This window comes from Methylophaga sp. F-2 (assembly GCF_056859315.1).
The window spans coordinates 69623-94965 of record NZ_JBSXOF010000019.1; the positions used below are offsets into that span (position 1 = coordinate 69623).

Annotated in this window: 23 protein-coding genes; 21 read left to right on the top strand and 2 right to left on the bottom strand. The window is 43.7% G+C overall.

What is annotated here, in order from left to right:
* Nucleotides 1-4: 4 nt before the first annotated feature.
* On the bottom strand, nt 5-2032 hold the full coding sequence (gene metG, locus AC13DA_RS09635) for a methionine--tRNA ligase (protein ID WP_284451630.1): 2028 nt from the start codon (nt 2030-2032) through the stop codon (nt 5-7).
* 176 nt (nt 2033-2208) lie between these two features.
* On the opposite strand from metG, the gene AC13DA_RS09640 reads away from it, so the two are divergent.
* The 21 genes from AC13DA_RS09640 to AC13DA_RS09740 all read left to right on the top strand — a co-directional run bounded on the left by AC13DA_RS09640 (nt 2209) and on the right by AC13DA_RS09740 (nt 22518).
* The gene (locus AC13DA_RS09640) at nt 2209-2712 is read left to right on the top strand and encodes a hypothetical protein (RefSeq protein WP_273180784.1); all 504 of its coding nucleotides are present in this window, start codon (nt 2209-2211) and stop codon (nt 2710-2712) included.
* 2 nt (nt 2713-2714) lie between these two features.
* Nucleotides 2715-3302 (top strand): succinate dehydrogenase/fumarate reductase transmembrane subunit, encoded by a 588-nt coding sequence (locus AC13DA_RS09645; RefSeq protein ID WP_284451631.1) that lies wholly within the window; start codon nt 2715-2717, stop codon nt 3300-3302.
* Nucleotides 3299-5239: a fumarate reductase/succinate dehydrogenase flavoprotein subunit gene (locus AC13DA_RS09650; RefSeq protein ID WP_284451632.1), complete on the top strand. Its 1941-nt coding sequence runs from the start codon at nt 3299-3301 to the stop codon at nt 5237-5239. The genes AC13DA_RS09645 and AC13DA_RS09650 overlap by 4 nt, the downstream gene beginning before the upstream one ends.
* Nucleotides 5236-5964, top strand: coding sequence for a succinate dehydrogenase/fumarate reductase iron-sulfur subunit (locus tag AC13DA_RS09655; RefSeq protein ID WP_284451633.1), 729 nt, complete (start codon nt 5236-5238; stop codon nt 5962-5964). The genes AC13DA_RS09650 and AC13DA_RS09655 overlap by 4 nt, the downstream gene beginning before the upstream one ends.
* 55 nt (nt 5965-6019) lie before the next feature.
* The gene (locus AC13DA_RS09660) at nt 6020-6532 is read left to right on the top strand and encodes an ATP-dependent zinc protease family protein (RefSeq protein ID WP_284451634.1); all 513 of its coding nucleotides are present in this window, start codon (nt 6020-6022) and stop codon (nt 6530-6532) included.
* Nucleotides 6532-7437 (top strand): 30S ribosomal protein S6--L-glutamate ligase, encoded by a 906-nt coding sequence (gene rimK, locus AC13DA_RS09665; protein WP_007144828.1) that lies wholly within the window; start codon nt 6532-6534, stop codon nt 7435-7437. Before AC13DA_RS09660 ends, rimK begins: the two co-directional genes overlap by 1 nt.
* 2 nt (nt 7438-7439) lie before the next feature.
* Nucleotides 7440-8492, top strand: coding sequence for a succinylglutamate desuccinylase/aspartoacylase family protein (locus tag AC13DA_RS09670; protein ID WP_273180776.1), 1053 nt, complete (start codon nt 7440-7442; stop codon nt 8490-8492).
* Between the two features lie 117 nt (nt 8493-8609).
* Nucleotides 8610-10556 (top strand): biosynthetic arginine decarboxylase, encoded by a 1947-nt coding sequence (speA, locus tag AC13DA_RS09675; protein ID WP_007144830.1) that lies wholly within the window; start codon nt 8610-8612, stop codon nt 10554-10556.
* A gap of 26 nt (nt 10557-10582) precedes the next feature.
* Entirely contained in the window at nt 10583-11782 is a 1200-nt protein-coding gene (locus tag AC13DA_RS09680) for a saccharopine dehydrogenase family protein (protein WP_007144831.1), read from the top strand.
* 5 nt (nt 11783-11787) lie between these two features.
* Complete coding sequence (gene nspC, locus AC13DA_RS09685) at nt 11788-12954, top strand: carboxynorspermidine decarboxylase (RefSeq protein WP_284451635.1); 1167 nt, start codon at nt 11788-11790, stop codon at nt 12952-12954.
* Between the two features lie 10 nt (nt 12955-12964).
* Nucleotides 12965-13831: an agmatinase gene (gene speB / locus AC13DA_RS09690; RefSeq protein WP_284451636.1), complete on the top strand. Its 867-nt coding sequence runs from the start codon at nt 12965-12967 to the stop codon at nt 13829-13831.
* 152 nt (nt 13832-13983) lie between these two features.
* The gene (locus tag AC13DA_RS09695; RefSeq protein ID WP_007144834.1) at nt 13984-14391 is read left to right on the top strand and encodes a ketosteroid isomerase-related protein; all 408 of its coding nucleotides are present in this window, start codon (nt 13984-13986) and stop codon (nt 14389-14391) included.
* Nucleotides 14392-14401: 10 nt separating this feature from the next.
* Entirely contained in the window at nt 14402-14989 is a 588-nt protein-coding gene (locus tag AC13DA_RS09700) for a GNAT family N-acetyltransferase (protein WP_284451637.1), read from the top strand.
* Nucleotides 14990-15051: 62 nt separating this feature from the next.
* Nucleotides 15052-15933 carry a carbon-nitrogen hydrolase family protein gene (locus AC13DA_RS09705; RefSeq protein WP_284451638.1) on the top strand — a complete coding sequence of 294 codons (882 nt, stop codon included), beginning with the start codon at nt 15052-15054 and terminating at the stop codon, nt 15931-15933.
* A 140-nt stretch (nt 15934-16073) separates the two neighbouring features.
* Entirely contained in the window at nt 16074-17156 is a 1083-nt protein-coding gene (apbC, locus tag AC13DA_RS09710) for an iron-sulfur cluster carrier protein ApbC (RefSeq protein WP_284451639.1), read from the top strand.
* 87 nt (nt 17157-17243) lie between these two features.
* Nucleotides 17244-17804 carry a dCTP deaminase gene (gene dcd / locus AC13DA_RS09715; protein WP_007144838.1) on the top strand — a complete coding sequence of 187 codons (561 nt, stop codon included), beginning with the start codon at nt 17244-17246 and terminating at the stop codon, nt 17802-17804.
* Between the two features lie 5 nt (nt 17805-17809).
* A complete protein-coding gene (locus tag AC13DA_RS09720; protein ID WP_284451640.1) occupies nt 17810-18859 on the top strand; it encodes a WD40 repeat domain-containing protein in 1050 nt (349 codons plus the stop codon).
* 3 nt (nt 18860-18862) lie between these two features.
* Nucleotides 18863-19195 carry a YqfO family protein gene (locus AC13DA_RS09725; RefSeq protein ID WP_284451641.1) on the top strand — a complete coding sequence of 111 codons (333 nt, stop codon included), beginning with the start codon at nt 18863-18865 and terminating at the stop codon, nt 19193-19195.
* 12 nt (nt 19196-19207) lie between these two features.
* Entirely contained in the window at nt 19208-21865 is a 2658-nt protein-coding gene (gene pepN, locus AC13DA_RS09730; protein WP_482945910.1) for an aminopeptidase N, read from the top strand.
* A gap of 2 nt (nt 21866-21867) precedes the next feature.
* Nucleotides 21868-22281 carry an HIT domain-containing protein gene (locus tag AC13DA_RS09735; RefSeq protein WP_284450912.1) on the top strand — a complete coding sequence of 138 codons (414 nt, stop codon included), beginning with the start codon at nt 21868-21870 and terminating at the stop codon, nt 22279-22281.
* Nucleotides 22282-22293: 12 nt separating this feature from the next.
* Nucleotides 22294-22518: a DUF2835 domain-containing protein gene (locus tag AC13DA_RS09740; protein WP_284450913.1), complete on the top strand. Its 225-nt coding sequence runs from the start codon at nt 22294-22296 to the stop codon at nt 22516-22518.
* Here AC13DA_RS09740 and AC13DA_RS09745 read toward each other — a convergent pair.
* Nucleotides 22512-25343 carry a bifunctional diguanylate cyclase/phosphodiesterase gene (locus AC13DA_RS09745; protein ID WP_284450914.1) on the bottom strand — a complete coding sequence of 944 codons (2832 nt, stop codon included), beginning with the start codon at nt 25341-25343 and terminating at the stop codon, nt 22512-22514. The genes AC13DA_RS09740 and AC13DA_RS09745 overlap by 7 nt on opposite strands.

The following is a 25343-nucleotide window of genomic DNA, read 5'->3' on the forward strand; positions in this document are numbered from 1 at the left end:
AAATTTATTTCACTCTCATTCCTGGCTGAGCACCGTTATCGGGATGCAATATAAACAAATCCTTCCCACCCGGCCCTGCTGCCAAAACCATACCCTCAGATAGACCAAAACGCATTTTGCGTGGTGCCAGATTAGCGACCATGACGGTTAATTTACCGATAAGGTCTTCTGGCGAGTAGGCTGATTTAATGCCTGCAAATACCTGACGTTTACCTAGGCCTATGTCTAAAGTGAGTTTAAGCAGCTTATCGGCACCTTCCACATGTTCTGCATTTACGATTTTGGCAATACGTAAATCGATCTTGGCGAAGTCATCAAACTGGATTTCATCGGCTATTGGATCAATATTGGTATTGCTTGTTGTTTGCTTTTCTACTGGTTTTGTTTCTGTCATATTTTCTTTTGATTCTTCAATGATGGCATCGATTTTTTCTTTTTCGATACGTGTCATCAGAGGTGTAAATTTATTAATTGTGTGACCAAGCAGTGGCGATGCAATATCAGTCCAGTTCAATGGTTCGATATTGAGGAAAGATTCAGCTTGTTCAGCAGTTTTCGGTAATACCGGTTTCAAATAAGCGATTAATACACGGAATAGGTTAATGCCCATGCTGTAAATGGCTTGAACCTCTTGCTCTTTACCTTCTTCTTTGGCTAGCGCCCAAGGTTTCATTTCATCAATATATTGGTTAGCACGATCGGCGAGCGCCATAATTTCACGCATGGCTTGACCAAACTCTCGTTTTTCGTAGCGTTCAGCTATTGGTTCAGCCTGATTGACAAAGCTATCAAACAAATCCGCATCGGCTAGTGAATCACTTAACTGGCCATCACATTTTTTACTCAGATAACCGGCGCAGCGGCTGGCGATATTGACGACTTTACCCACTAAGTCAGCATTAATCCGGGTTTGGAAGTCTTCCAGACTTAAGTCAATATCATCAATACCACTGCCGAGTTTGGCAGCAAAGTAATAACGTAGATATTCTGGGTCAAGGTGATTCAAATAGGTACGAGCTTTAATGAAGGTACCGCGAGATTTCGACATCTTCTTGCCATCGACGGTCAGGAAACCGTGTGCATAGATATTATCTGGTTGACGGAAACCTGCACCTTCCAGCATCGCTGGCCAGAACAGGGCATGGAAATAAATAATGTCTTTACCAATAAAGTGCACCATTTCGGTATCGCTGCCTGGTTTCATAAAGGCATCAAAATCAACGCCGGTACGATCACAGAAGTTTTTGAAACTGGCTAAATAGCCAATCGGCGCATCCATCCACACATAAAAGAATTTATTCTCTGTATCCGGGATTTCAAAACCGAAGTAGGGCGCGTCACGTGAAATGTCCCAGTCTTGCAAACCGCTATCAAACCATTCGCTGAGTTTACGTGTCACTTCTGGCTGAAGATGATCACTGTTGGTCCATTCTTTTAATGTTTTTTCAAAATTACCGAGTTTGAAAAAATAATGCTCGGATTCTTTGGTAATCGGCGTAGCGCCAGAGACAGCAGATACCGGGTTTTTGAGTTCGGTGGGTTCATAAGTGGCACCACAGACTTCACAGTTATCACCATATTGATCGGCGGCACCACACTTTGGGCATTCACCGCGAATAAACCGATCGGGTAAGAACATTTCTTTTTCCGGATCGTAGGCTTGGCTAATGGTTCTGGCTTCAATATGACCCGCATCTCGGTTAGCAAGATAAATCTGACTGGCTAAGGCTCGGTTTTCATCGCTGTGGGTACTATGAAAGTTATCAAAGCCAATGTTGAACTCAGAAAAGTCAGCTTGATGCTCTTTGCTGACATCGCTAATCAGCTGTTCAGGTGTGATGCCTTCATTTTGAGCACGCAGCATAATCGGTGTGCCATGTGCGTCATCTGCGCAAACATAAAAGCATTGGTTGCCACGCATTTTCTGGAAACGTACCCAGACGTCAGTTTGGATGTATTCCACCATATGGCCCAGATGTATTGAACCATTGGCATAAGGGAGAGCGCTGGTGACCAGAATTTTTCTTTGCATGTGTGAACCGAAATTAACCGTGAGAAAAACGATAAAAGATACCAGAATTAGGGTGTTTACACCACGTATCAGTCAGCTTTGTCGATGTGATTTATCCGTATGTTGAAAAGCATCAGGCTTTGCATTAGATTGAACCCAACACGCAATATCTAATTCACGCTTTCTCGGGGTTATCAATGGAGCTGATTTTACACAATATTCATGCTGACTCGGTTGAGTTGGCATTAGAAAAAGCTCGCCAATATCGTTCTTTAAATGAGCCTGAGATTGCCGAAAGCATTTGCTTGGATATTTTGCACATCGAGCCGGATAATCAAAAAGCGATTGTTTTGTACATTCTGGCTTTGAGTGATCAACTGCATCATGCAGGTAAAAAGACGCAAGTGAAATCGATTGAAGAAGCCATTGAAAAGTTACAAAGCCGCTATCAGCAATTTTATTATACCGGGCTGCTTCACGAGCGGCGTGCACGCTTTATGCTGACTCAGAGTATGGCGAGAGTGTTCGCTTATGACTATTTTATAGAAGCTTTACAGTTTTATCAGAAAGCGGAAAAAATAAGGCCAGAGCATAACGATGAGGCAACACTTCGCTGGAACAGCTGTATCCGTACTATTGAAAAAGAAAACCTGAAACCTCGTCCTGACAGTAAGGATGCCAGATTGGATATGGAAAGCTGAGCATGACGTTATTACAGATTCAAAAACGCACGATGACTATAGCAGGGACGGTATTAAGCGTTTATCTCCTGTTTCATATGTTATCCAATCTCAGCTTCTTTTTTGGCGATAGCTTTAATCAGTTTTATCAGATTTACAATTCAGCCTGGATACGTTGGCCTGTGTTGGTCATCGTACTGATTTGTCTGTGGATTCATGTTCGGGCAGCAGTAAACATACGCCGAAAAAACAATCAGGCTAGGCAGGTTGGCTATAAAAAACATGACAAATTTCATATCCCGGCAGCACTGGTTACGCTGAGTATCATCTTATTATTCTTATTTATTGTTATTCATATTATTCAATCTTTATATGTGAATCCGGATGATGTCAGAAGCTCAGTAATGAGTTGGTTTAGTTCTGTAATAATCACGCTGTTTTATCTGACCGGTGTGTTTATATTGGTAATGCACTTACAGCACTCTTTGATTAATGTTCTTCAAACCTTAGGAATTTCAGCAAAAATGCACCATATCGCTATTCATTCGACCGTAGCGCTTTTAGGAGTAGGGTTTGTTTCTATTCCTGTTTATGTATGGTTAATGTCATGAGTGAGTTTGAGTTAGATAGCCACGCGCCAAAGGGGCCATTACAGGATAGATGGAAACAGCATAAGTATAATTCTCGGGTTGTCAGTCCGGCGAATCGTAAAAAATATACAGTGATTGTTGTTGGAACTGGGTTGGCTGGCGCTTCTGCTTCTGCTTCATTAGGCGAAATGGGCTTTAATGTAAAAACCTTTTGTTTTCAGGATAGTCCGCGCCGAGCTCACAGTATTGCTGCCCAAGGGGGGATTAATGCGGCCAAAAATTATCAGAATGATGGAGACAGTGTCTGGCGTTTGTTTTACGACACGATTAAAGGTGGCGATTTCAGAGCTAGAGAATCTAACGTTTTCCGTCTGGCTGAATTAAGCACCGCCATTATCGATCAGGCAGTGGCACAAGGTGTACCTTTTGCCCGTGAATATTCGGGATATCTGGCAAACCGTTCGTTTGGTGGTGCTCAGGTGTCGCGGACGTTCTATGCCAGAGGACAAACCGGGCAACAACTGTTACTGGGTGCCTATCAGGCCATGAGCAGACAGATTGCCGAAGGTACAATTACCCATCAGTCGCGTTGTGAAATGCAAGAGCTGATCATGGATGGTGACAGAGCCGTTGGCATTATCACTCGTGACCTGGTCACCGGTGAGTTAGAAAGTCATATTGCTGATTGTGTGGTGTTATGTACGGGGGGGTACAGCAACGCCTTTTATCTGTCGACTAATGCAAAAGGCTGCAATACTTCAGCTATCTGGCGTGCTCATAAAAAAGGGGCTTTGTTTGCCAACCCCTGTTTTACCCAGATTCATCCCACCTGTATTCCACAGCATGGTGAATTACAGTCAAAACTGACATTAATGAGTGAATCTCTGCGTAATGATGGCCGTGTATGGGCGCCTAAAAATAAAGCCGATTGTGATAAACGGCCTGAAGATATTCCCGAACAAGATCGTGATTATTTTCTGGAACGCATGTACCCGTCATTTGGTAATTTGGTACCGCGCGATATTGCGTCACGCGCCGTCAAGCTCATCTGTGATGAGGGCCGTGGTGTCGGTTTTGAAATTGAAGGCAAAAAATTAGGTGTCTACCTGGATTTTGCTCAGGCAATCAAAAAACAGGGATTAGCTGCGGTTGAAGAAAAATATGGCAATTTGTTTGAGATGTATCAGCGAATAACCGCTGAAAATCCGTATGAAACCCCAATGCGGATTTATCCTGCTGTGCATTACACCATGGGCGGCTTGTGGGTTGACTATAATCTGATGACAACCATCGATGGCTTGTTTGCCGGAGGCGAAGCGAATTTTTCAGATCACGGCGCCAATAGATTGGGCGCCAGTGCATTAATGCAAGGGCTGGCCGACGGCTATTTTATTTTGCCTACGACCGTAGCGGATTTTTTAGCCAAGCATAAGCCTGTTAAATCAGAAAATTATTCAATGCAGATTGATGAAGCCATGTCGTCAGCCAAAAGCCGAATTGATAGCTTAATGAATGCACCTGAACCATCTGTTACCCCCGATGAGTTTCATCGTCAATTGGGACAGATCCTCTGGCATGCCTGTGGAATGGCAAGGACAAAATCTTCACTTGAACAAGCCATTAAGGAAATACAAACGCTGCGCGAGCAGTTTTGGCAGAAAGTAAAAATTTCTGGTGCTGAATACGGCTTAAACCAAACCTTAGAACGCGCGGGACGTGTTGCCGACTTTTTTGAATTAACAGAGTTGATGTGTATTGATGCACTGGATAGGGAAGAGTCCTGTGGCTGTCATGCACGTGAAGAGCATTTGACAGAAGAAGGGGAGGCCAAACGAAACGATATGGATTATTCCTATGTGGCCGCCTGGCAGTATAGTGGTGATATCAGCCACCCAACACTTTATCGTGAATATCTGCATTTTGATTTCGTTCGACCCAGCATAAGAAATTACCAATGATTTTTAAACTGAATATCTGGCGGCAATCTGGACCCAATAAAAAGGGTGATTTCGAGACATATGAAATTGAGGCGAGTGAAGATTCTTCATTTCTGGAGATGATGGATGCTCTGAATGAAAAGTTGATTCTACAAGGGGATGACCCGATTGCTTTTGACTTCGACTGTCGTGAGGGGATTTGTGGCTCATGTAATCTGATTATCAATGGCACACCGCATGGTAAACAACGGGCAACGACCACCTGTCAGCAGTACATGCGTGACTACATAGATGAAAAAGAATTATGGATAGAGCCATGGCGAGCCACTGCTTTCCCGATTATCAAAGATCTTATCGTTGATAGAAGTGCCTTTGATCGTATTATCCAGGCCGGCGGATATATCCCCATCCGCACTGGTTCGGCCTGTGAAGCAAATACTTTACCCATAGATAAACAGGTTGCAGATGATGCATTTGATGCGGCGACTTGTATCGGCTGTGGTGCCTGTGTCGCTGTTTGTCCAAATGCCTCAGCGACATTATTTGTTGCAGCAAAAATCTCCCACCTATCGGTCCTCCCACAAGGAGGTATGGATAAACAGCGACCAGCTAAATTACTAAAAGCCATGGAAGATGAAGGTTTTGGTAGTTGCAGTAACTATCGTGAGTGCGAAAGCGTTTGCCCGAAAGAAATCAAAATCAGCGCGATTACCACCATGAATCGCCTTCTTTACCAAAATCGTTGATGCATTCTACGGAGTGTTATCATCCCTCACTGAGAAAACGAATGGTTACCATCGGATGACAGAAGAGCAAAGTAAAGCAGCATTATCAGAATCTATTACTGTGGGCTGGCGCGAGTGGTTGAGCCTCCCACAACTTGGCCTCACCAGAATCAAAGCAAAAGTGGACACCGGAGCAAGGACCTCAGCTATCCATGCCTTTTCAGTTGAAGAGTTTGAGCAGGATCAGCAACTCTGGGTTCGATTTGGCGTGCATCCTAATCAGGGAGACAATGACACTATCAAATGGTGTGAAGCCTTAGTCATTGATCAGCGCAATGTGACGGATTCCGGGGGGCATACGGAAAAGCGTTATGTTATTCAGACTGAGCTATCACTGGGCCATAAGCAATGGCCTATAGAAGTCACTCTGACAAACCGCGATAATATGCTGTTTAGAATGCTGTTAGGTCGAACTGCCATGACCGCCGGCAATCTTATTGTCAATCCTGCCATGTCATTTATGACTGGCCAAAGTGTTCAGGAGCATGATGAACAGCCTGTTAAAGAATTTTTTGATGGAGAAAGTTGATGAAAATCGCCGTTCTTTCTCGTAACCCCAAGTTATATTCAACCCGTCGTCTGGTTGAGGCCGCAGAGGCTCGTGGTCATGAAGTACATGTATTAGATGTGCTTCGCTGTTATATGAACATTACTTCATTAAAACCAGAAGTTCACTACAAAGGCGAAATTCTGACAGGTTATGATGCGGTCATTCCGCGGATTGGCGCTTCTGTCACTTTTTACGGTACTGCTGTGCTGCGTCAGTTTGAAATGATGAATGTGTATCCGCTGAATGAGTCAGTGGCTATTAGCCGTTCACGAGATAAACTACGTGCGCTGCAATTGTTATCCCGAAAAGGGATTGGTCTGCCAGTGACCGGATTTGCACACCGACCGGATGATGTTGATGACTTAATCAAAATGGTGGGCGGTGCACCTTTAGTTATTAAGCTGCTGGAGGGAACGCAAGGTATCGGTGTTGTTTTAGCAGAAACAGAACAAGCTGCAGAGAGTGTTATTGAGGCCTTTATGGGAATGAAGGCCAATATTTTGGTTCAAGAATTTATCAAAGAAGCAGGCGGTGCCGATATTCGCTGTTTTGTGGTGGGGGATAAAGTGGTCGCCTCAATGAAACGTCAGGGAAAAGAAGGCGAGTTTCGCTCTAACTTACATCGTGGTGGTAGTGCTAATTTAATTCGTATTTCTCCCTTAGAGCGAGCAACCGCAGTTCGTGCCGCAAAAACGATGGGTTTGAATGTCTGTGGTGTTGATTTATTGCGTTCAAATCACGGTCCGGTTGTAATGGAGGTGAATTCATCACCAGGCCTGGAAGGCATTGAAAATGCCACTGGTAAGGATATTGCCAGCATGATTATCGACTTCATCGAGAGAAATGCACGTTCAGGCAAAACAAAAACGCGGGGCAGGGGCTAAACATGTCCGATGTGCTGGTGTTGGCTGGTGAAGAAGTCAGATTAGGACAAAGTAAGATTATTGATGTGCCTTTGCCTGATCTTTACATGCAAACAGCATTGAGTATGCCGGTACATGTCATTCGTGGACGTCGTAAAGGGCCTATCCTGTTTGTTTCAGCCGCGGTACATGGTGATGAAATCAATGGTGTTGAGATCATTCGCCGTTTGGTGAAAAGTAAAAGTCTTAAAGGTCTGAAAGGTACAATAATCGCCATCCCCGTTGTCAATGTGTATGGTTTTTTAAATCAGTCTCGTTATTTACCAGACAGACGTGATCTCAATCGTTGTTTTCCTGGTTCGGATGAAGGTTCACTTGCTGCCAGATTAGCGGATTCTTTTATGAAGGAAGTCGTCAGTCAGTGTACCCATGGTATTGATCTGCACACGGCTGCCATCCATCGCGATAATTTACCGCAGATACGCGCTGATTTATCCAATCCTGATGTTGAAATGATGGCCCATGCTTTTGATGCGCCGGTGGTGGTGAACTCCAGTTTGATTCAGGGGTCATTACGTTATGCCGCTGCGGCTTATGATGTGCCGGTTATCGTTTATGAGGCTGGTGAAGCCTTACGTTTTAACGAAATGGCTATTCGTGCAGGTGTTAAAGGCGTGTTAGCCGTGATGCGTCACATTGGGATGCTAGCCATCACAAGACAAAAAAAGCGTCCTCACGAACCCTTTGTAGCACGCAGTAGTGTTTGGGTCAGAGCACCTGAAAGTGGTATTTTCAGAATGCTGGTGCCTATGGGGGCCAGTGTCAATAAAGGCGATCTACTAGGCATGGTGGCCGCACCCTATGGTAAGGGAGATTCGGAAACTGAGGTGCTGGCAAGCAGTTCTGGTATCGTCATTGGTCGCACAAATATCCCTTTGGTCAATGAAGGGGAAGCCTTGTTTCATATCGCAAGGTTTAATAAACCGGACGAAGTCGCTGATAGTCTGCTGGCTTTTCATACGGACTTGGATCCAGCGACAGACACTGCAGTGCCTGATGAATTACCCATAATTTGAGCCGATGTCACTGTGGTGTCATCTCGGTAATGTAATAATTGAAATAATTCTTTGCTTTTTCACTGCAAACTAGTGAAAATCGCGCCCTTTAACTAACCAAGACGGGAATAATCGTCAATGCAGAAAACGCCTTTTCCTCCTATCGATAACGAGCTGGATTTAAGTACTGAATGGAGTGCTGAACATAGTGCTCGCTTATATGGTGTCAGGGACTGGGGAAGCGACTACTTTGATGTGTCAGAAGATGGTAATGCTGTTGTCACCGTCCAGTTTGGTGAGAAAACCATACAGGTACCTATCATTGACATCGTCAATGGCATGCGTGAGCGTGGACTGGATATGCCAGCTGTGTTACGCATTGAAAATCTGCTAGATCAGCGCATCACTCAACTTAATGAAGCATTCTCACGGGCGATTGATGAAGCAGGTTATAAAAATCATTACCGTGGCGTATTTCCTATCAAAGTTAATCAGCAGTGTCATGTTATTGAAGAGATTGCTGACTACGGCAGTCGTTACCATCATGGTCTGGAAGCGGGCAGTAAAGCGGAATTAATTATTGCTCTGTCACAGCTACGTGATCATGACAGTCTGATTGTCTGTAATGGCTACAAAGATGAAGAATTTATCGATCTTGGTCTTTATGCCCGTCAAATGGGAATCAAGTGCTTCTTTGTGCTGGAAACCGCCATGGAGCTGGACATTATTCTTGAGCGTAGCCGTGCTCTGGGTGTTGATCCCTTAATTGGCGTGCGTATTCGTCTGGCTTCTATGGTGGAAGGTCACTGGAATGAAGACAGTGGCGATCGCTCGATCTTCGGTTTATCTACCAGTGCTCTATTAGGCGTGGTTGATAAGCTTAAACAAACCAACATGCTGCACTGTTTACAATTGCTTCATAGCCATCTGGGATCTCAAATTCCTAATATCCGTAATATCCGTACTGGTGTGATGGAAGCCTGTCGATTTTACGCTGGCCTTATCGAAGAAGGCGCTCCAATGGGATACATCGATATGGGCGGTGGTTTGGCTGTTGACTATGAGGGGGCCAGAAGTAACAGCACGCATAGTATGAACTATGGTTTGGACGAATATTGTTACAACATTGTAGAAGCCTTACAGGAAAGTCTGGACCCATTGGATATCCCACACCCAGTGATTATTTCTGAGTCTGGTCGTGCGCTGGTGGCCTATTCTTCAATGTTATTATTCAATGTGCTTGAAGTACGTGAGCATAAAGCTGAACCGATCCCTGCCGAAGCCCCAGAAGATAGTCATGACCACATTATCAATCTATTTAGTGTGCTTGATTACGTCAGTCCGGAAAATTTGCAGGAGTGTTACAACGACTCTCTCTATTACCGTGATGAGATGCGTGAATTATTTCACCATGGACAAGCGACCATTCGTGAACGAGCATTAGCAGAAAACCTGGCACTCGCTATTCTGGAAAAGATTTCTAATCTCCTGCCACAGGCAAGACGCGTGTCTCAGGAGCTGGAAGCGTTACCCGAATTGCTGTCTGATATTTACTATGGCAATTTCAGCTTATTCCAGTCATTACCGGATATCTGGGCAATTGATCAGCTTTTCCCGATCATGCCAATCCATCGATTAAACGAAGCGCCGGTCAGAGATGCAGTTTTAGCGGATATGACCTGTGACTGTGACGGTAAGATCGATAACTTCATCTCACCAACCGGAGTGAAAAAAACACTACCGCTACACGAACTGAAACATGGTGAGGAATATTATTTAAGTGTTTTCCTGGTCGGTGCGTATCAGGAAACCTTGGGTGACTTACACAATCTGTTTGGTGATACCAATGTCGTCAGTGTGCATATCAACGAGGAAGGTGGTTTTGATTTCCGTCGTGAGTTCCATGGTGACAGCATCGCCGACGTATTAAGCTACGTTGAGTACGATCCTAAACACATGTTAGAACAATTCCGTCGTATCGCAGAAGAAGCAGTGCGTGATGGACGAATTTCGGTGCCGATGCGCCAACAAATGTTGCATGCTTTTAAAGAAAGTATGCATGGCTATACTTTTTTTGAACGTTAATTGAGACGAGTTAAAGGAATTCAGCAATGTCTAAAGTCCTGATTATTGGTGCCGGCGGTGTCGGTGGCGTAGTCACACATAAATGTGCACAGTTACCAGAAGTATTCTCTGAAATTGTTTTGGCAAGCCGAACAGAAGAAAAATGCAAAGCTATCGCTGCCCAATTGGATCGCCCGATTAAAACAGCGAAAGTGGATGCAGATAATGTCGCTGAGTTAACGGCATTGCTTGAACAGGAAAAACCGGACTTAGTGATTAATGTCGCTTTGCCATACCAGGATCTGACGATCATGGATGCGTGTCTTGCAGCAGGAGTGGATTATCTTGACACAGCCAACTATGAACCTTTGGATACTGCCAAGTTTGAATATAAATGGCAGTGGGCTTATCAGGATAAGTTTAAAGAGGCTGGTTTAACAGCATTGCTGGGAAGTGGTTTTGATCCCGGTGCAACCAATGTCTTCACCGCCTATATTGCTAAACATTATTTTGATGAAATCCATGAACTGGACATTATCGATGTCAATGGTGGTGATCACGGTTATCCGTTTGCAACCAACTTTAACCCGGAAATTAATATCCGCGAAGTGACTGCTGAATGTCGTCACTGGGAAAATGGTGAGTTTGTTGAAACCCCAGCGATGTCGAAAAAAGCGACATTTACCTGCCCAGAAGAAGTCGGTACCTACAATATTTACCGTATGTATCATGAAGAGCTGGAATCATTAACTAAAAATTTCCCGACACTGAAACGCGCTCAGTTCTGGATGAGTTTTGGTGAAAGTTACCTGAAACACTTGGAAGTGCTTGGAAATGTGGGCATGACAGGTATCGAGCCGATTGACTATAACGGTCAGAAAATCGTACCGATTCAGTTTTTGAAAGCCTTGTTGCCTGATCCTTCTACCTTAGGACCACGAACCAAAGGCAAAACCTGCATCGGTTGTGTGGTGAAAGGTATTAAAGACGGTAAAGAAAAAATTGTTTACCTCTATAACATCAAAGATCATCAGGATTGTTATAAAGAAGTGCAGTCTCAGGCGATTTCATACACCACAGGTGTGCCAGCCATGATTGGTGCCAAAATGATGTTAGAAGGCAAATGGAAACAACCTGGTGTTTGGAATATTGAACAGTTCGATCCTGATCCCTTCATGGAAGACATGAATAAATATGGCTTGCCATGGAATGTGATTGAGCTTGATAACTTTAATCTGGACAACTAATCTCCATGCAGTTTACTGATTTTGGCAAACTGGATTTATCCCGTTTGCCATCACCTTGTTTTGTGGTTGATGAAGTCGCGGTTGAGCGTAATTTACGTATTCTGCATGGCGTGGCTGTGGTCAGCGGTGCAAAAGTGCTGGGTGCCTTAAAAGCCTTTTCAATGTGGTCACTCGGTGAGTTAACTCGCCAATACCTGAATGGCACCTGTGCCAGTGGCTTACATGAAGCTCGCCTGGGTTATGAAGAATATGGTGGTGAAGTGCATGTGTTCGCCGCTGCTTTCAGTCAGGCAGATATAGATGAGCTGTTAACGTTTGCGAATCACATTGTGTTTAATTCATGCAGCCAGTGGCTGCGGTTTAGAGAGCAATGTCTAGCGGCCCAAAAGCAACGACCTGATCTGGAGTTTGGTTTACGAATCAATCCTGAACATTCTGAAGGGGCTGTGCCCATTTATGATCCGTGTTCGCCTGGATCGCGTTTAGGGATAACCTTATCGCAGTTAGATGAAACCGCATTGGCAGGTATTAGCGGTCTGCATTTTCATACCCTGTGTGAACAAGGTTTTGAACCACTTCAACGTACCGTAGCAGCGGTTGAATCAAAGTTCGGCCATATCTTGCCGCAAATGAAATGGGTCAACTTTGGCGGTGGTCATCATATTACTGCTGATGGCTATGATATTAATGGGTTGGTCGAGTTAATACAGGCATTTCAAGCACGCCATCAGGTGCAAGTGTACCTTGAGCCGGGTGAAGCAATGGCCATCGGCACAGGCATTCTGAGCTGTGAAGTGTTGGATATTACCTGGAATAAACTGAATCAAGCTATTCTCGATACTTCCGCCACCTGTCATATGCCGGATACGCTGGAAATGCCATATCGCCCTGATATTCGTGGTGCTGGTGAGGCAGATGAGTTCGAATATACGTATAGACTGGGGGGCTTAACCTGTCTGGCGGGTGATGTGATTGATGATTACAGCTTCAAAGCACCGCTTGAAGTCGGTCAGCGGCTGATTTTCGAAGATATGGCGCATTACACGATGGTCAAAACCACCACATTTAATGGCACAAAATTACCAGCCATTGCGTTGTGGAACTCAGAAACCGATGCCTTACGCATTGTGAAAGAGTTCAGCTACGACGATTTTAAACACAGATTATCTTGAGTTGATGCAAATGGAAGATTATCCAATTTTTCTCGGTTCAGAAATTGAACAGCCAGAACCCGAACAAGCACTATTTCATGTTTTGCCAGTACCGTATGAAAAAAGTGTGTCTTACGGTGGCGGTACAGCTTTGGGGCCTAATGCTATTTTACAAGCGTCATGGCAGTTAGAAGAATGGGATGGCAAGAGCAAACCCTGCGACGAGGGAATTTATACTTGTGAGCCGGTGGATTGTAGTGTTGCGCCACAACAAGTCATCGACAATATCGCTAAAGCAACAGCTGATATCGTAAAGAGCGGTGGAATGCCAGTTGTACTGGGTGGTGAACATACAGTCACTTATGGCGTAATAAAAGGCTTGCGTGATGCTGGTATAGAGGATTTTGGCATTGTGCAGATTGATGCACATGCCGATTTACGTCAGGCCTACGAAGGTGACTTTCTGAGCCATGCCTCAGTGATGAAACGTGCTGTGGATATGGGGATTCCACTTTATCAGCTGGGTATTCGCGCTTACTGTGAAGAAGAAATGGCCTTCCGCGAAGAATTTGGCGTGTTATATCAGGATGCCGACGAGTTAGTGCCCAACCGCATTCAATCAATTGAGCTACCTGACGATTTTCCACAAAAAGTGTTTTTTACACTGGATATCGATGGCATGGACCCTTCCGTTTTTCCATCAACTGGCACACCAGTGCCTGGTGGCCTTGATTGGTATCAGACACTCAACTTATTTGAGTCGGTTGCAAAACAGCGCGAAATCATTGGTTTTGACATTATGGAATTTGCCCCTATTGAGGGTTTCCATGCCTATGATTTTTCTGCTTCTTTGCTGACCTATAAATTGATGGGTATCGTGCAAAGAAATCGTCATTAATTAATAGGGCTTGTGCGCGACTCAAAAAACGAATGAATCAGAAAGCCTGTTTATAGGCTAAGGATATGAGGCAATTAACAAATTAAGTCTTTTCCTCATTCCTTGAAACAGATAAAATTCGGCCTTTTTCTAATCTTTGGGATTTTTTCATCATGAATCAAGCTACAGTAAAACTGTTGGAAGACTACTACAATGCATTTAACCGCGGCGACATGGATGCATTTCTTAATATGCTGACAGACGATGTCATTCATGATGTAAACCAAGGTGGTCGCGAAATCGGTAAAGAAGCATTCAAAAAATTCATGGATCGTATGAATGCTCACTATAAAGAAAATATCGTTGATATTTCGATCACAACCAATGATGCTGGTGACCGTGCTGCGGTTGAATTCACTGTATTAGGTGAATACTTGTCAACTGATGAAGGTTTACCAGAAGCCGCAGGTCAAACATATCGTTTACCAGCAGGTGCATTCTTTGTGATTCGTGATGGTAAAGTCGCTCGTATTACTAACTACTACAACTTAGAAGACTGGATCGCCCAAGTCGCAGGCTAAGAGGTGTGCGATGTTAAGACTGGAAAGACTGTCTGGCGATAAACTCAATCAATACATTCCGGAGCTCGCCGAGCTCCGGATTCGTGTTTTTCGTGACTTCCCTTATCTTTATGATGGGGATCTGACTTACGAAGAAAAATATCTTAAGACATATATCGAAGCGCCTGACAGCGTCATTGTATTGGCCTTTGACGCTGAGCATGTTGTTGGTGCGTCTACTGGCATTCCACTCAAATACGAAACAGACGAAGTCAAAGCCCCATTTATCGCTGCTGGTTATGATATCGATAAGATCTTTTATTGTGGTGAATCGGTATTACTGTCTCAGTACCGTGGACAAGGTGCCGGTGTTGCGTTTTTTGATGAAAGGGAAGCCCATGCGCATGAAGTCGGTGGATTTGAATACAGCTGTTTTTGTGGTGTTCAACGTCCAGAGGATCATCCACAGCGACCCGCTGACTATCAGCCATTAGATAATTTCTGGCGTAAACGCGGTTATGAAAAACACCCTGAACTCAATACCACATTCAGCTGGAAAGAAGTTGGCGAGACAATTGAATCGCCTAAGCCAATGACTTTCTGGATGAAAAAAATTTAAATCTCTTTAGCGTCTGGCTTTTAACACTCAAGCGACGTTATACCTAATTCTCTGGAACATGAATGAGCAAAGTAAAAGCGGCAGTTGCCCAATATGATATTGGCTTTTTCGCGCAATGGTTTGAATTTGAAGATAAATTAACACAATGGGTAAGCCAGGCAGCTAACAATGGGGCTAAGTTACTGGTTTTCCCTGAGTATGGCAGTATGGAACTGGCTTCCCTTTTTGGTGAGTCGGTTTATAAAGATTTGGGAAAACAACTGCATTCGATGCAAGAAGTCTATGCCGATTATGAGGCGCTTTATGCTCAGTTAGCCAAGCAGTTTGATGTGATGATATTGGCCAGTTCTTTCCCGGTACTGCAGTCTGATGGTAGCTTCCGTAACCGCGCTAATCTGTATGGTGTTGATGGTCTTATTGACTATCAGGATAAACTCATCATGACACGGTTTGAAAATGAACAATGGTTAATTCATGCCGGACAAGACATTAAAGTTATCGATACAGATATTGGTCGCCTTGCTATCAATATTTGTTATGACAGTGAATTTCCGTTAATCGCGCATCAGCAAGTTCAGGCTGGCGCTGATGTAGTACTGGTGCCGAGCTGTACTGACACTCAAGCGGGTTTTTATCGTGTCAGAATCGGTTGCCAGGCACGAGCGCTTGAAAACCAGTGTTATTTATTACAATCACCGACATTTGGTGAAGCATTGTGGTCAGAAGCCGTCGATGTGAATACAGGACGTGCCAGCATCTACACCCCCGTAGATTATGGCTTCCCAGATAATGGTATTCTGGCTGAAGGTTCTGCGGATACTGCACAGTGGGTCTATGCCGATTTGGATTTGAATGAGATTGCCCGTGTACGTCAGCAGGGACAGGTATTTAATTATCGTGATTGGCCCTTGCAAAATGAACTACGTGGCCCCAGATTAGATTGATATTAAACGCCGTCTTAAAGATGGCGTTTTTTTTAGATAGCCGTTTTAGCCAAACCTTCAGATTTAGCGTCTGGCATGCCAATAAAAATAGAATAGATGCGTGTCTTCAGGCGAACGCATGAAATAGACAGGAGTGCTCCATGTTAGATAATGCTCAGATAAAGCAGATTATTAACGACTTTCAGGACCCCTCGACCGAAATAAAACTCGGAGAGACGAACCCAGCGATTATGGTGGCAGAGAATGCAGGTAAACAAACTGTTTCTGTCGTTCTGCGTTATCCGGTCAAAGGCTATGTTGAACAACTCAACACAGCATTAACATCTGCTTTACAACAAGCAGGAGCAGACAATGTCAGTGTTGTCGTTTCAAGCGAAATTATCAAACATAAAGTTCAGCAGGGCGTCCAGGCACTGGATAATATTAAAAACATCATTGCTGTTGGCTCTGGTAAAGGTGGCGTCGGTAAATCAACCACGTCAGCCAATCTCGCTCTGGCACTCGCTGCAGAAGGCGCAAGCGTCGGTGTGCTGGATGCCGATATTTACGGACCAAGCCAACCTCGAATGCTGGGTGCCAATCGCCGTCCTGAATCTCCCGATGGCAAGTCGATGAATCCCGTCGAAAGTTACGGTATTCAAACCATGTCGATTGGTTTCCTCATTGATGAAGAAGAACCGATGATCTGGCGTGGGCCGATGGTCACTCAAGCCCTGCAACAATTATTGGGCGAGACAAACTGGAAAGATCTGGACTACCTGATTATCGATCTGCCACCGGGCACAGGTGATATTCAATTAACCTTGTCGCAAAAAGTCCCTGTCAGTGGTGCCGTTATTGTAACGACGCCACAAGACATTTCTTTGCTGGATGCTCGTAAAGCATACAAGATGTTTGAAAAGGTCAAAGTACCGGTACTGGGCATTGTTGAAAATATGAGCACCCATATCTGTAGTCAGTGTGGCCATGAAGAACACATTTTTGGTGACGGTGGCGGTCAGCGTATGGCCGAACAGTACCATCTTAATTTACTTGGCAGTTTACCTTTGGATATTCGAATCCGTGAAGATGCTGACTCGGGTAAACCCAGTGTGGTGACCGAACCTGACGCTGAGATTTCAATGGCGTATCGACAGATTGCTCGTCGCGTTGGTGCCAGACTGGCCATGCAGGGCAAAGATTACTCAGCAGCGTTTCCAAACATTGTGATTAAAAATGACTAATGTTTAGCTAAGACACGATAAAGCCTGTTTAAGATATGTTTTAATAGGCTTATGATTGGACATTTATAAAGGTATAACCAAGCAACTATGATTAAGTCAGATAAATGGATCCGTCGTATGGCGGAGCAGGGAATGATTTCGCCTTTTGAGCCAGGCCAGGTTCGATATCGTGATGATAACCGTATTATCTCTTATGGCACCTCCAGCTATGGTTATGATGTTCGTTGTTCAAACGAGTTTAAAATTTTCACCAATATCAACTCAGCGATTGTTGATCCTAAAAACTTTGACGAAAGCAGTTTTGTGGATGTGACATCTGATGTTTGTATCATTCCACCGAATTCATTTGCCCTGGCCAGAACCGTTGAAACCTTCAAAATTCCGCGTAATGTTTTGACCGTATGTTTGGGTAAATCTACTTATGCACGCTGCGGCATCATTGTGAATGTCACCCCGCTGGAACCAGAGTGGGAAGGGCAGGTAACATTAGAGTTTTCTAACACAACCCCATTGCCTGCCAAGATTTATGCTAATGAAGGTGTGGCGCAGATGTTATTTTTCGAATCTGATGAAGTGTGTGAAACATCGTATGCCGACCGCGGTGGTAAATATCAAGGCCAGTCTGGTGTGACCCTTCCTCGTTCCTGATGCCGATGTCTTTTTTTACTCAGAATGTAATACGAACCCTCAGTGCTGCACTGTTAGTGCTTTCAGTGTCAGCCTGTACAGAAGAAAGAACACCGACAGAATCCTGGAAGCACAGTGAAAATGGCAGTTATGCGTCGAGTTTCTCTCCAGATGGTCGTTATGTTCTGGTGGGAGACATTGATTTACCGGCCAAGCTTTGGGACCTTGAAACGAATAAGGTGAAATACACTTGGCAAAATACGCCAAACGATAGCGGTACTACCACGGATGTGGCTTTTTCTGATGACAGTAAAGTCGCTGCCACCGTAGAGTCTAAAGTCATTGTGTTATGGAATATGGAAAACGGTGAGCCGATGATTCGGCTTGAGTTTCCTGTCACTATTAAAGACATTGCTTTATCGCCCAGAGGTGATCATCTGCTTTTGGCTTTGCAGGACAGAACCGCCGTTTATTTTGATGTCATCAGAAATCGTGTGGTGCAAATTTTTAAACACGATGGTAAAGCCGTAAACTCACCGATTGACCAGCTTATTAATACAGTGGATATTTCACCCAATGGTAAATATGGACTTACAGGTGGTGATGATCACACAGCAAGAATGTGGAATCTGGAAACTGGTCAGCAATTACGCATCTGGCAACATAAGAATGATGTGAGTTTTGTCTCGTTTGACCCGAGAGGTGGCAATGTCATCAGTTCTGCAGGTAATGCTCAAACTCGTATCTGGAGTGTAAAAAGTGGTAAGCAAGTCGCTGTGTTGACCACATCACCAGTGGATGTAGATGGTATATGGGGTGACTTCCCAGTTTTTAAAACGACGACCACGGCGATAGCTTATTCACCTGATGGTAAATATGTTGCTACGGGTCACCCAAATCGTGAAATTTGTGTCTGGCGAGCACAAAATGGTCAAGCCTTGGGCTGTTGGTTAACACCACGTAAAGATGCGTTAAAACCGGGTGTGGTAATTCAAGCACTGGCTTTTAGCCCTGATGGCCGTTCAGTATACAGTGAGCTTGGCAATGGTCTCGCACAGAAATGGCGTATTCGATAATTGATGGCGGACACATTATTAAAACTGGTTTTTTTTGTCCCTGAATCTCACAAAGAAGTGGTTAAACAGGCAATTTTTGCTGCGGGAGCCGGACAATATGATGGTTATGATTCCTGTTGCTGGGAATCGCAAGGAATGGGGCAGTTTCGTCCTCTAGCTGGAAGCCAACCTTATATCGGCCAACATGGTCAGGTGGAATATGTACCTGAGTTCCGGATAGAAACCGTTTGTCCCAGCCAAAAGATAAAGCCTATATTGCAAGCCTTAATTTCTGCACATCCTTATGAAACCCCAGCCTACGAAGTCTGGTCTGTAAAAACACTAGACGACTTTTAATAGAGAAATATGATGGATCTTTCTAACGTGGAACAGTCACCAAAAATGACCTTATTAGCCAACTATCAGGTACCTCGTTATCTGGTGGATGAGGCATTACTTCATTTTGATTTGGATAAATCAAAAACAAGGGTTATCAGCACGTTAAAAATGCGGCTTAACCCGGAATCATCTGCTGGTGAGTGTGTGCTCGATGGTGAGTCACTGGATTTGATTAGTATCAAATTGGATGGAAAGTTACTTTCTGATAGTGGGTATGAGGTCAACAGCAAGTCACTGACTATTGCAGATGTGCCTGAACAGTTTGAATTAGAAATTATTACCGAGATACATCCCGATCAGAACACGGCCCTGGAAGGCTTATATCATTCGGGACGTTTATTGTGTACTCAATGTGAGGCAGAAGGTTTTAGACGCATTACCTATTACCCTGATCGTCCTGATGTAATGACGGTATTTACGGTGACGATTGTTGCCGATGCAAAACAGTGGCCGGTGATGTTATCGAACGGTAACCTGGAAGAACAGGGCCAGTTTAATGATGGTCGACATTGGGTGCGCTGGCATGATCCTCATCCCAAGCCGAGTTATTTATTCGCGCTGGTTGCTGGTGACTTATATTGTCAGCAAGATCACTTCACAACGATGAATGGTCGCGATGTCACATTACGTATCTACGTTGATCCTGAGAATAAACATAAATGTGACCATGCATTAGTCTCGTTAAAACAATCAATGAAATGGGATGAAGAGGTCTATGGCCGTGAATATGATCTAGATGTATTCATGATTGTGGCTGTTAACGACTTCAATATGGGGGCTATGGAAAACAAAGGCTTGAATATCTTCAATGCTGCCTGTGTATTAGCCACACCCGAAACAGCGACCGATGATGACTTTTATACCATCCAAAGCATTGTTGCCCACGAATATTTCCATAATTGGTCTGGCAATCGTGTTACTTGTCGGGATTGGTTTCAGTTAAGTCTGAAAGAAGGCTTTACTGTGATGCGCGATCAGAGTTTTAGTGCTGATTTGAACTCAGCTGCTGTACAGCGCATTGATGATGTGAATGGCCTACGCAGCATGCAGTTTGCTGAAGATGCTGGCCCAATGGCACATCCAGTTCGCCCAGACTCCTATATTGAAATCAGTAACTTTTATACGGTGACGATTTATGAGAAAGGCGCTGAAGTCGTCCGTATGATTAAAACATTGGTTGGCGATGAAGGTTTTAGAAAAGGAACAGATCTTTACTTTGATAGACATGATGGTCAAGCTGTCACCACCGATGATTTTGTTAAGGCGATTGAAGACGCCAATAATGTTGATTTAAGTCAGTTTAAACGGTGGTATGAACAAGCTGGTACGCCGGAGCTATCGGTTAAGACACACTACGATCCTGTGCAACAACGTTTCAGCCTTACCCTCCACCAATCCTGTCCAGCTACACCAGGACAAGAGAATAAGTTAAATTTCCATATTCCTGTTGCTGTGGGCTTACTGGATAGTGATGGTAATAATATGCCAATGCAGCTAGCGGAAGAAACAACACCCTATGACGGTGATACCCGTGTTTTGTCATTAACAGAAACAGAGCAGACGTTTGAGTTTATCCATGTTTCTGAAGAGCCTGTGGCATCAGTGTTACGCGGGTTTTCAGCTCCGGTAAAACTCAAGTATGACTTAACGAATAAGCAATTAGCCTTCTTAATGGGCCATGACACCGACAGCTTTAATCGTTGGGATGCTGGTCAGCAATTAATGATTAATGTGTTGTTGGAAATTGTTGATGATATTCAAAAACAGAATACATTAGCCTTATCGCCATTATTGCTGTCACAGCTTGAAGCCGTCTTGAATGACGAACAGTTAGATCAGGCACTTGTAGCAAAAATGTTGACTCTGCCAACGGAAAACTATTTGGCTGCACAGATGCCTGTAGCTGATGTAGATGGCATTCATCAGGCTAGAGAGTTTGCAAAGCGACAGATTGCCATATCACTGAAGCCATTATTCAATGCACGTTATGAAAGTCTGAGTAAAAAGAAAAAATATCAGTTTAACGCAGAAGATATGGCTGCACGTAGTCTTAAAAATCTATGTTTATCCTATTTGGCCGCCACCGATGATCCGCTACAAATGCAACGCTGTCTGCGTCAGATGAAAGTGACTGATAATATGACAGAATTATTGGCCGGCTTACGTTTGATGGTCGATCAGGCTGGACCTGAACGCGAACACGCATTACGTGCGTTTTATGAGCAATGGAAACATGATCGTCAAGTAGTTGATAAATGGTTATCAGTGCAGGCGGTATCGAAACTCCCTGATACCTTGTTACGTGTTAAAGCGTTGATGAAACATGAAGCATTTAACATTAAAAATCCAAATAATGTTCGTGCGTTAATTGGCCAGTTTTGCCGTAATAACCCTGTCCATTTTCACGCGAAAGATGGTTCAGGCTATCGATTCCTGGCAGAGCAAATATTAGTGTTAGATAAGCTCAATCCTCAAGTTGCAGCAAGAATGCTCGGCGCGTTAAATTCATGGCGTCGTTATGATGTTGAGCGTCAAGAATTAATGAAAGCGTCATTGGAAGAGATTGCTGCGCAAAAAGACTTATCCGCCGATGTTTATGAAATCGTCACAAAATATCTGGCAGCATAATAATGTATGAGCTTCATCCACAATTAAAACTAGACACTATCCGGATTGGCGAGTTTGAACTGTGCGAAGTTCTGTTAATGAACGATATGCGCTATCCATGGTTGATACTGGTGCCGAAACGTGAAAATAAAGCTGAGATTTATCAGCTGACTGAGCAAGAGCAGCAGCGTTTGTCGATCGAGTCCAGTTTTGTGAGCAAGGCTATGTCGGTTTTATTTTCAGCCGATAAAATGAATATTGCAGCTTTGGGAAACATGGTTGAACAACTGCATATTCATCATATTGCTCGCTTTAAAACGGATGCTACTTGGCCAAAACCGGTCTGGGGTATAGGGCAGGCTGAGCCTTATTCTGAGATGGCGAAAAACGCGATGTTGTCACAGCTGATACAAGCACTAGGTGACTATTTAGTGTAGAAGATAACTGCAATGACCCGATTACGCTTTCGAATGCATCTTACTCCTGAACAAGCGCTTCGTTATTATCAAGGCATGGCCAAAACGGTCATCGTTACTGCTGAAACGGGACAAAGATTAAGTTTCCCTGCTGAACATATTCGTCAGTTCGTTGATGGCAGAGGCGTGAATGGTTTGTTTTCCATTGAGTTTGACGACAATAATAAGCTGATAGGTATAACACGCCTGACTCACTGAACGAACGTTATTGGTCCATCAAGTAACGTGGGCTGGGGCTTTCCAATGTGATATCCCTGAGCATAATCGACACCAAGTTCAGCCAAAACTTCGAGAATCTCAGCACTCTCAACAAACTCTGCCACCGTATTTTTTCCCATGCCTTTAGCTACAGAAACCAAGGCTTCCACAAATAGCTTGTCATCATTATTTTCTGTGATATGGGTGATAAACATGCCATCAATTTTCACCATATCAACAGGTAGTTCTCGCAAATAACGGAACGAGGCAAAGCCAGAGCCGAAGTCATCTATAGAGAATCGACAACCTAAATCACGCATTTCACTCATCAATACTCGTGCTTGATTAATATCAGCGACGGCTGCCGTTTCTGTCAGTTCAAATAATAAATGATCTGGACTGGCATTATATTGATCTAAAAGGTGTTTTAGCAGCGGTATAAGATCAGCATCAAGCATTGCGTGGGCAGATAAGTTCAATGATAAAGTGATGTTTATGCCTTGTTGTTCCAGATCCGCTAGTTTGGCAATGCCTTTTTCTAATACATAGTGATCGATTCGGTGGATTAAGCCTGATTGTTCAGCAATTTCAATAAACATGCCTGGACTATGTATTTCACCATCCTCATCTAACATGCGTAGCAGCACTTCATAATGACTCACCGCTTGGGTTTGAATCTGCATGATAGGTTGGAAATAGAGTATAAAACGGTCGTCTGACAATGCATCTTCTATTTTCTGTTTCCAACGCATACGTTCCTGGAGTTGTTTTCCTAGCATGTCGTCATGGGTAAATAGCCGCCATGTATCTTTACCATGTGACTTTGCTTGATACATCGCCAAATCTGCACTGCTTAAGAGGCGATCCACATTGAACTCATTGAGTGGAAAAGGCACGATGCCGATACTGGAAGAAATGCTGTAGCGAACTTGTTCAAATTCAAAGTGCAGAGTATGTAATCTTGCACTGATTTGTTCACACAGAATAATAGCAGTATTTAAATCAGTCTCAGGCAAAATGATGGCAAATTCATCACCGCCTAATCGCGCTAATACATCTTTATCACGACTGACCTCAGTGAGGGCTCTTGCTACATTCTTGAGTAATTGGTCACCAATATTATGACCACAACTGTCATTGATATCTTTGAAATGATCTAAATCGAGCACCAGCAAAATACCCTGTTGGTCATTGAAAATTGCTTGTTTGAGAAGGTGTTCAAACTGATTCTTCAGTTTTTTTCGATTATAGAGTTCAGTTAATGGGTCATGGGTTGCAAGCCAGCGTAACTCCGTCTCATTTTGTTTTTTTTCTGTTATATCGATGCCTACTGAGAGAATTACAGCATTATTGGTGGGCACGCGAAAATTGGAATGTATCCAAGAGATAGTATGGCTCTGTCCATCAGTTGAGAGAATATCGGATTCCATGTGAACTATCTTTTCACCATGATTGGACAGTTGCTGAAGTGATTGATGGACCCTCTGCCAATCAGAGGGATGAAAACATTGTTCAAATGACTGATTTAATATGTCACTTGCTAGATAGCCGGTGATGCGGGCCGCAAGTTCATTGAAGCTAGAGATACAGTGATTTTTATCCAATGTAATAATGATTAACTGGGCTGTGTCTATCAGATTACTGACAAAGTCCCTTTCTTGTATCAGCTCTTGCGTCCGCTTATTGAGTGAATCTGTCTGCTTGTTAACAGAGCTTTCCAGATCTTCCAGTTGTTCAGAAAGTACTACGGCAGACTGTTCAAGGATATTCAGCTCATCAATGTAACGTCTTGGCAATGTATGATTCAGCATATTTCTGACTTGAAGGTATTTCTTCTCGGCCAGAAGAGGCAGGGCTTTGGAGACTGCTGATAATCGCCTCAGTGGCGCTGATAATAGTAAGAATAGACTGCCACCAATGGCGATTAAGCCAATAAGTGACCAGGCAATGGTCCTGTAAGTAAGGCTGCTAAGCTCATGTTGCTGATTAGCGATATTATCGATTATCACCAGTACTACATTGCTCACTTGTTTGAGCTTAACAAATTGAAATTCAACCGGTAAATTCGAATCGCGTAAGATCAATTTATCGTGATCAATGTCTTGATAATGATAATGTTTTGCTAGATATCTTAAATAAGCGATATTGCTATTGAATGAGGTGAGTACATTGAGATGACGGTCCCAGAGCGATGTATCAGCTTGACGTAACTCCTGTGTATTGGACTGATCAGAAATAATGGCAATATCGGCACCCGTTTGTGCCCGAAAATCCAACAATGATTGCGTCAGATTATAGCCGAGCACTAAGACATGATTAGACGGGCTATCCGCCAGAATAGGTAATAAGAGGTATTGTTTGCAACTGACTTCGCAGTTGAGTTGATTCTGAGCTAGTTCAGTTTCTGCGGTGCGTGTAATAATCGATTTTATGAATTTTGGTGTGGGCGGACCCCATCCACCTAGGTTTCGACCAGTACTATCAAACAATTGTACTTGGGAGACATCCCAGTTCAGTTCAAGGTCACTGCGGTAACGCTGAATACGCTCTAAAATATCTTTGTGTTTTCCTGATGCTGCTTGTTGCGTGGTATCAGGCGAAATAAGCAACTCAGCAAGTCGTTGTAGCTGATCTCGTGTGGTCGTGATTTGTCCGAGCAGCTGTTGATGATATTGCTCCTGTAACTGAGAACGAAAAAAAACAAATTTTTGCTGAACGTTCCAGTAAATAATGACATGAAAAATCAACAGAAAAATCAATAAAATAGAACTGAAAAATAAACCAGCTTTCCATCGAATACTTAAAAATGGGTTGCTAGTATTCAT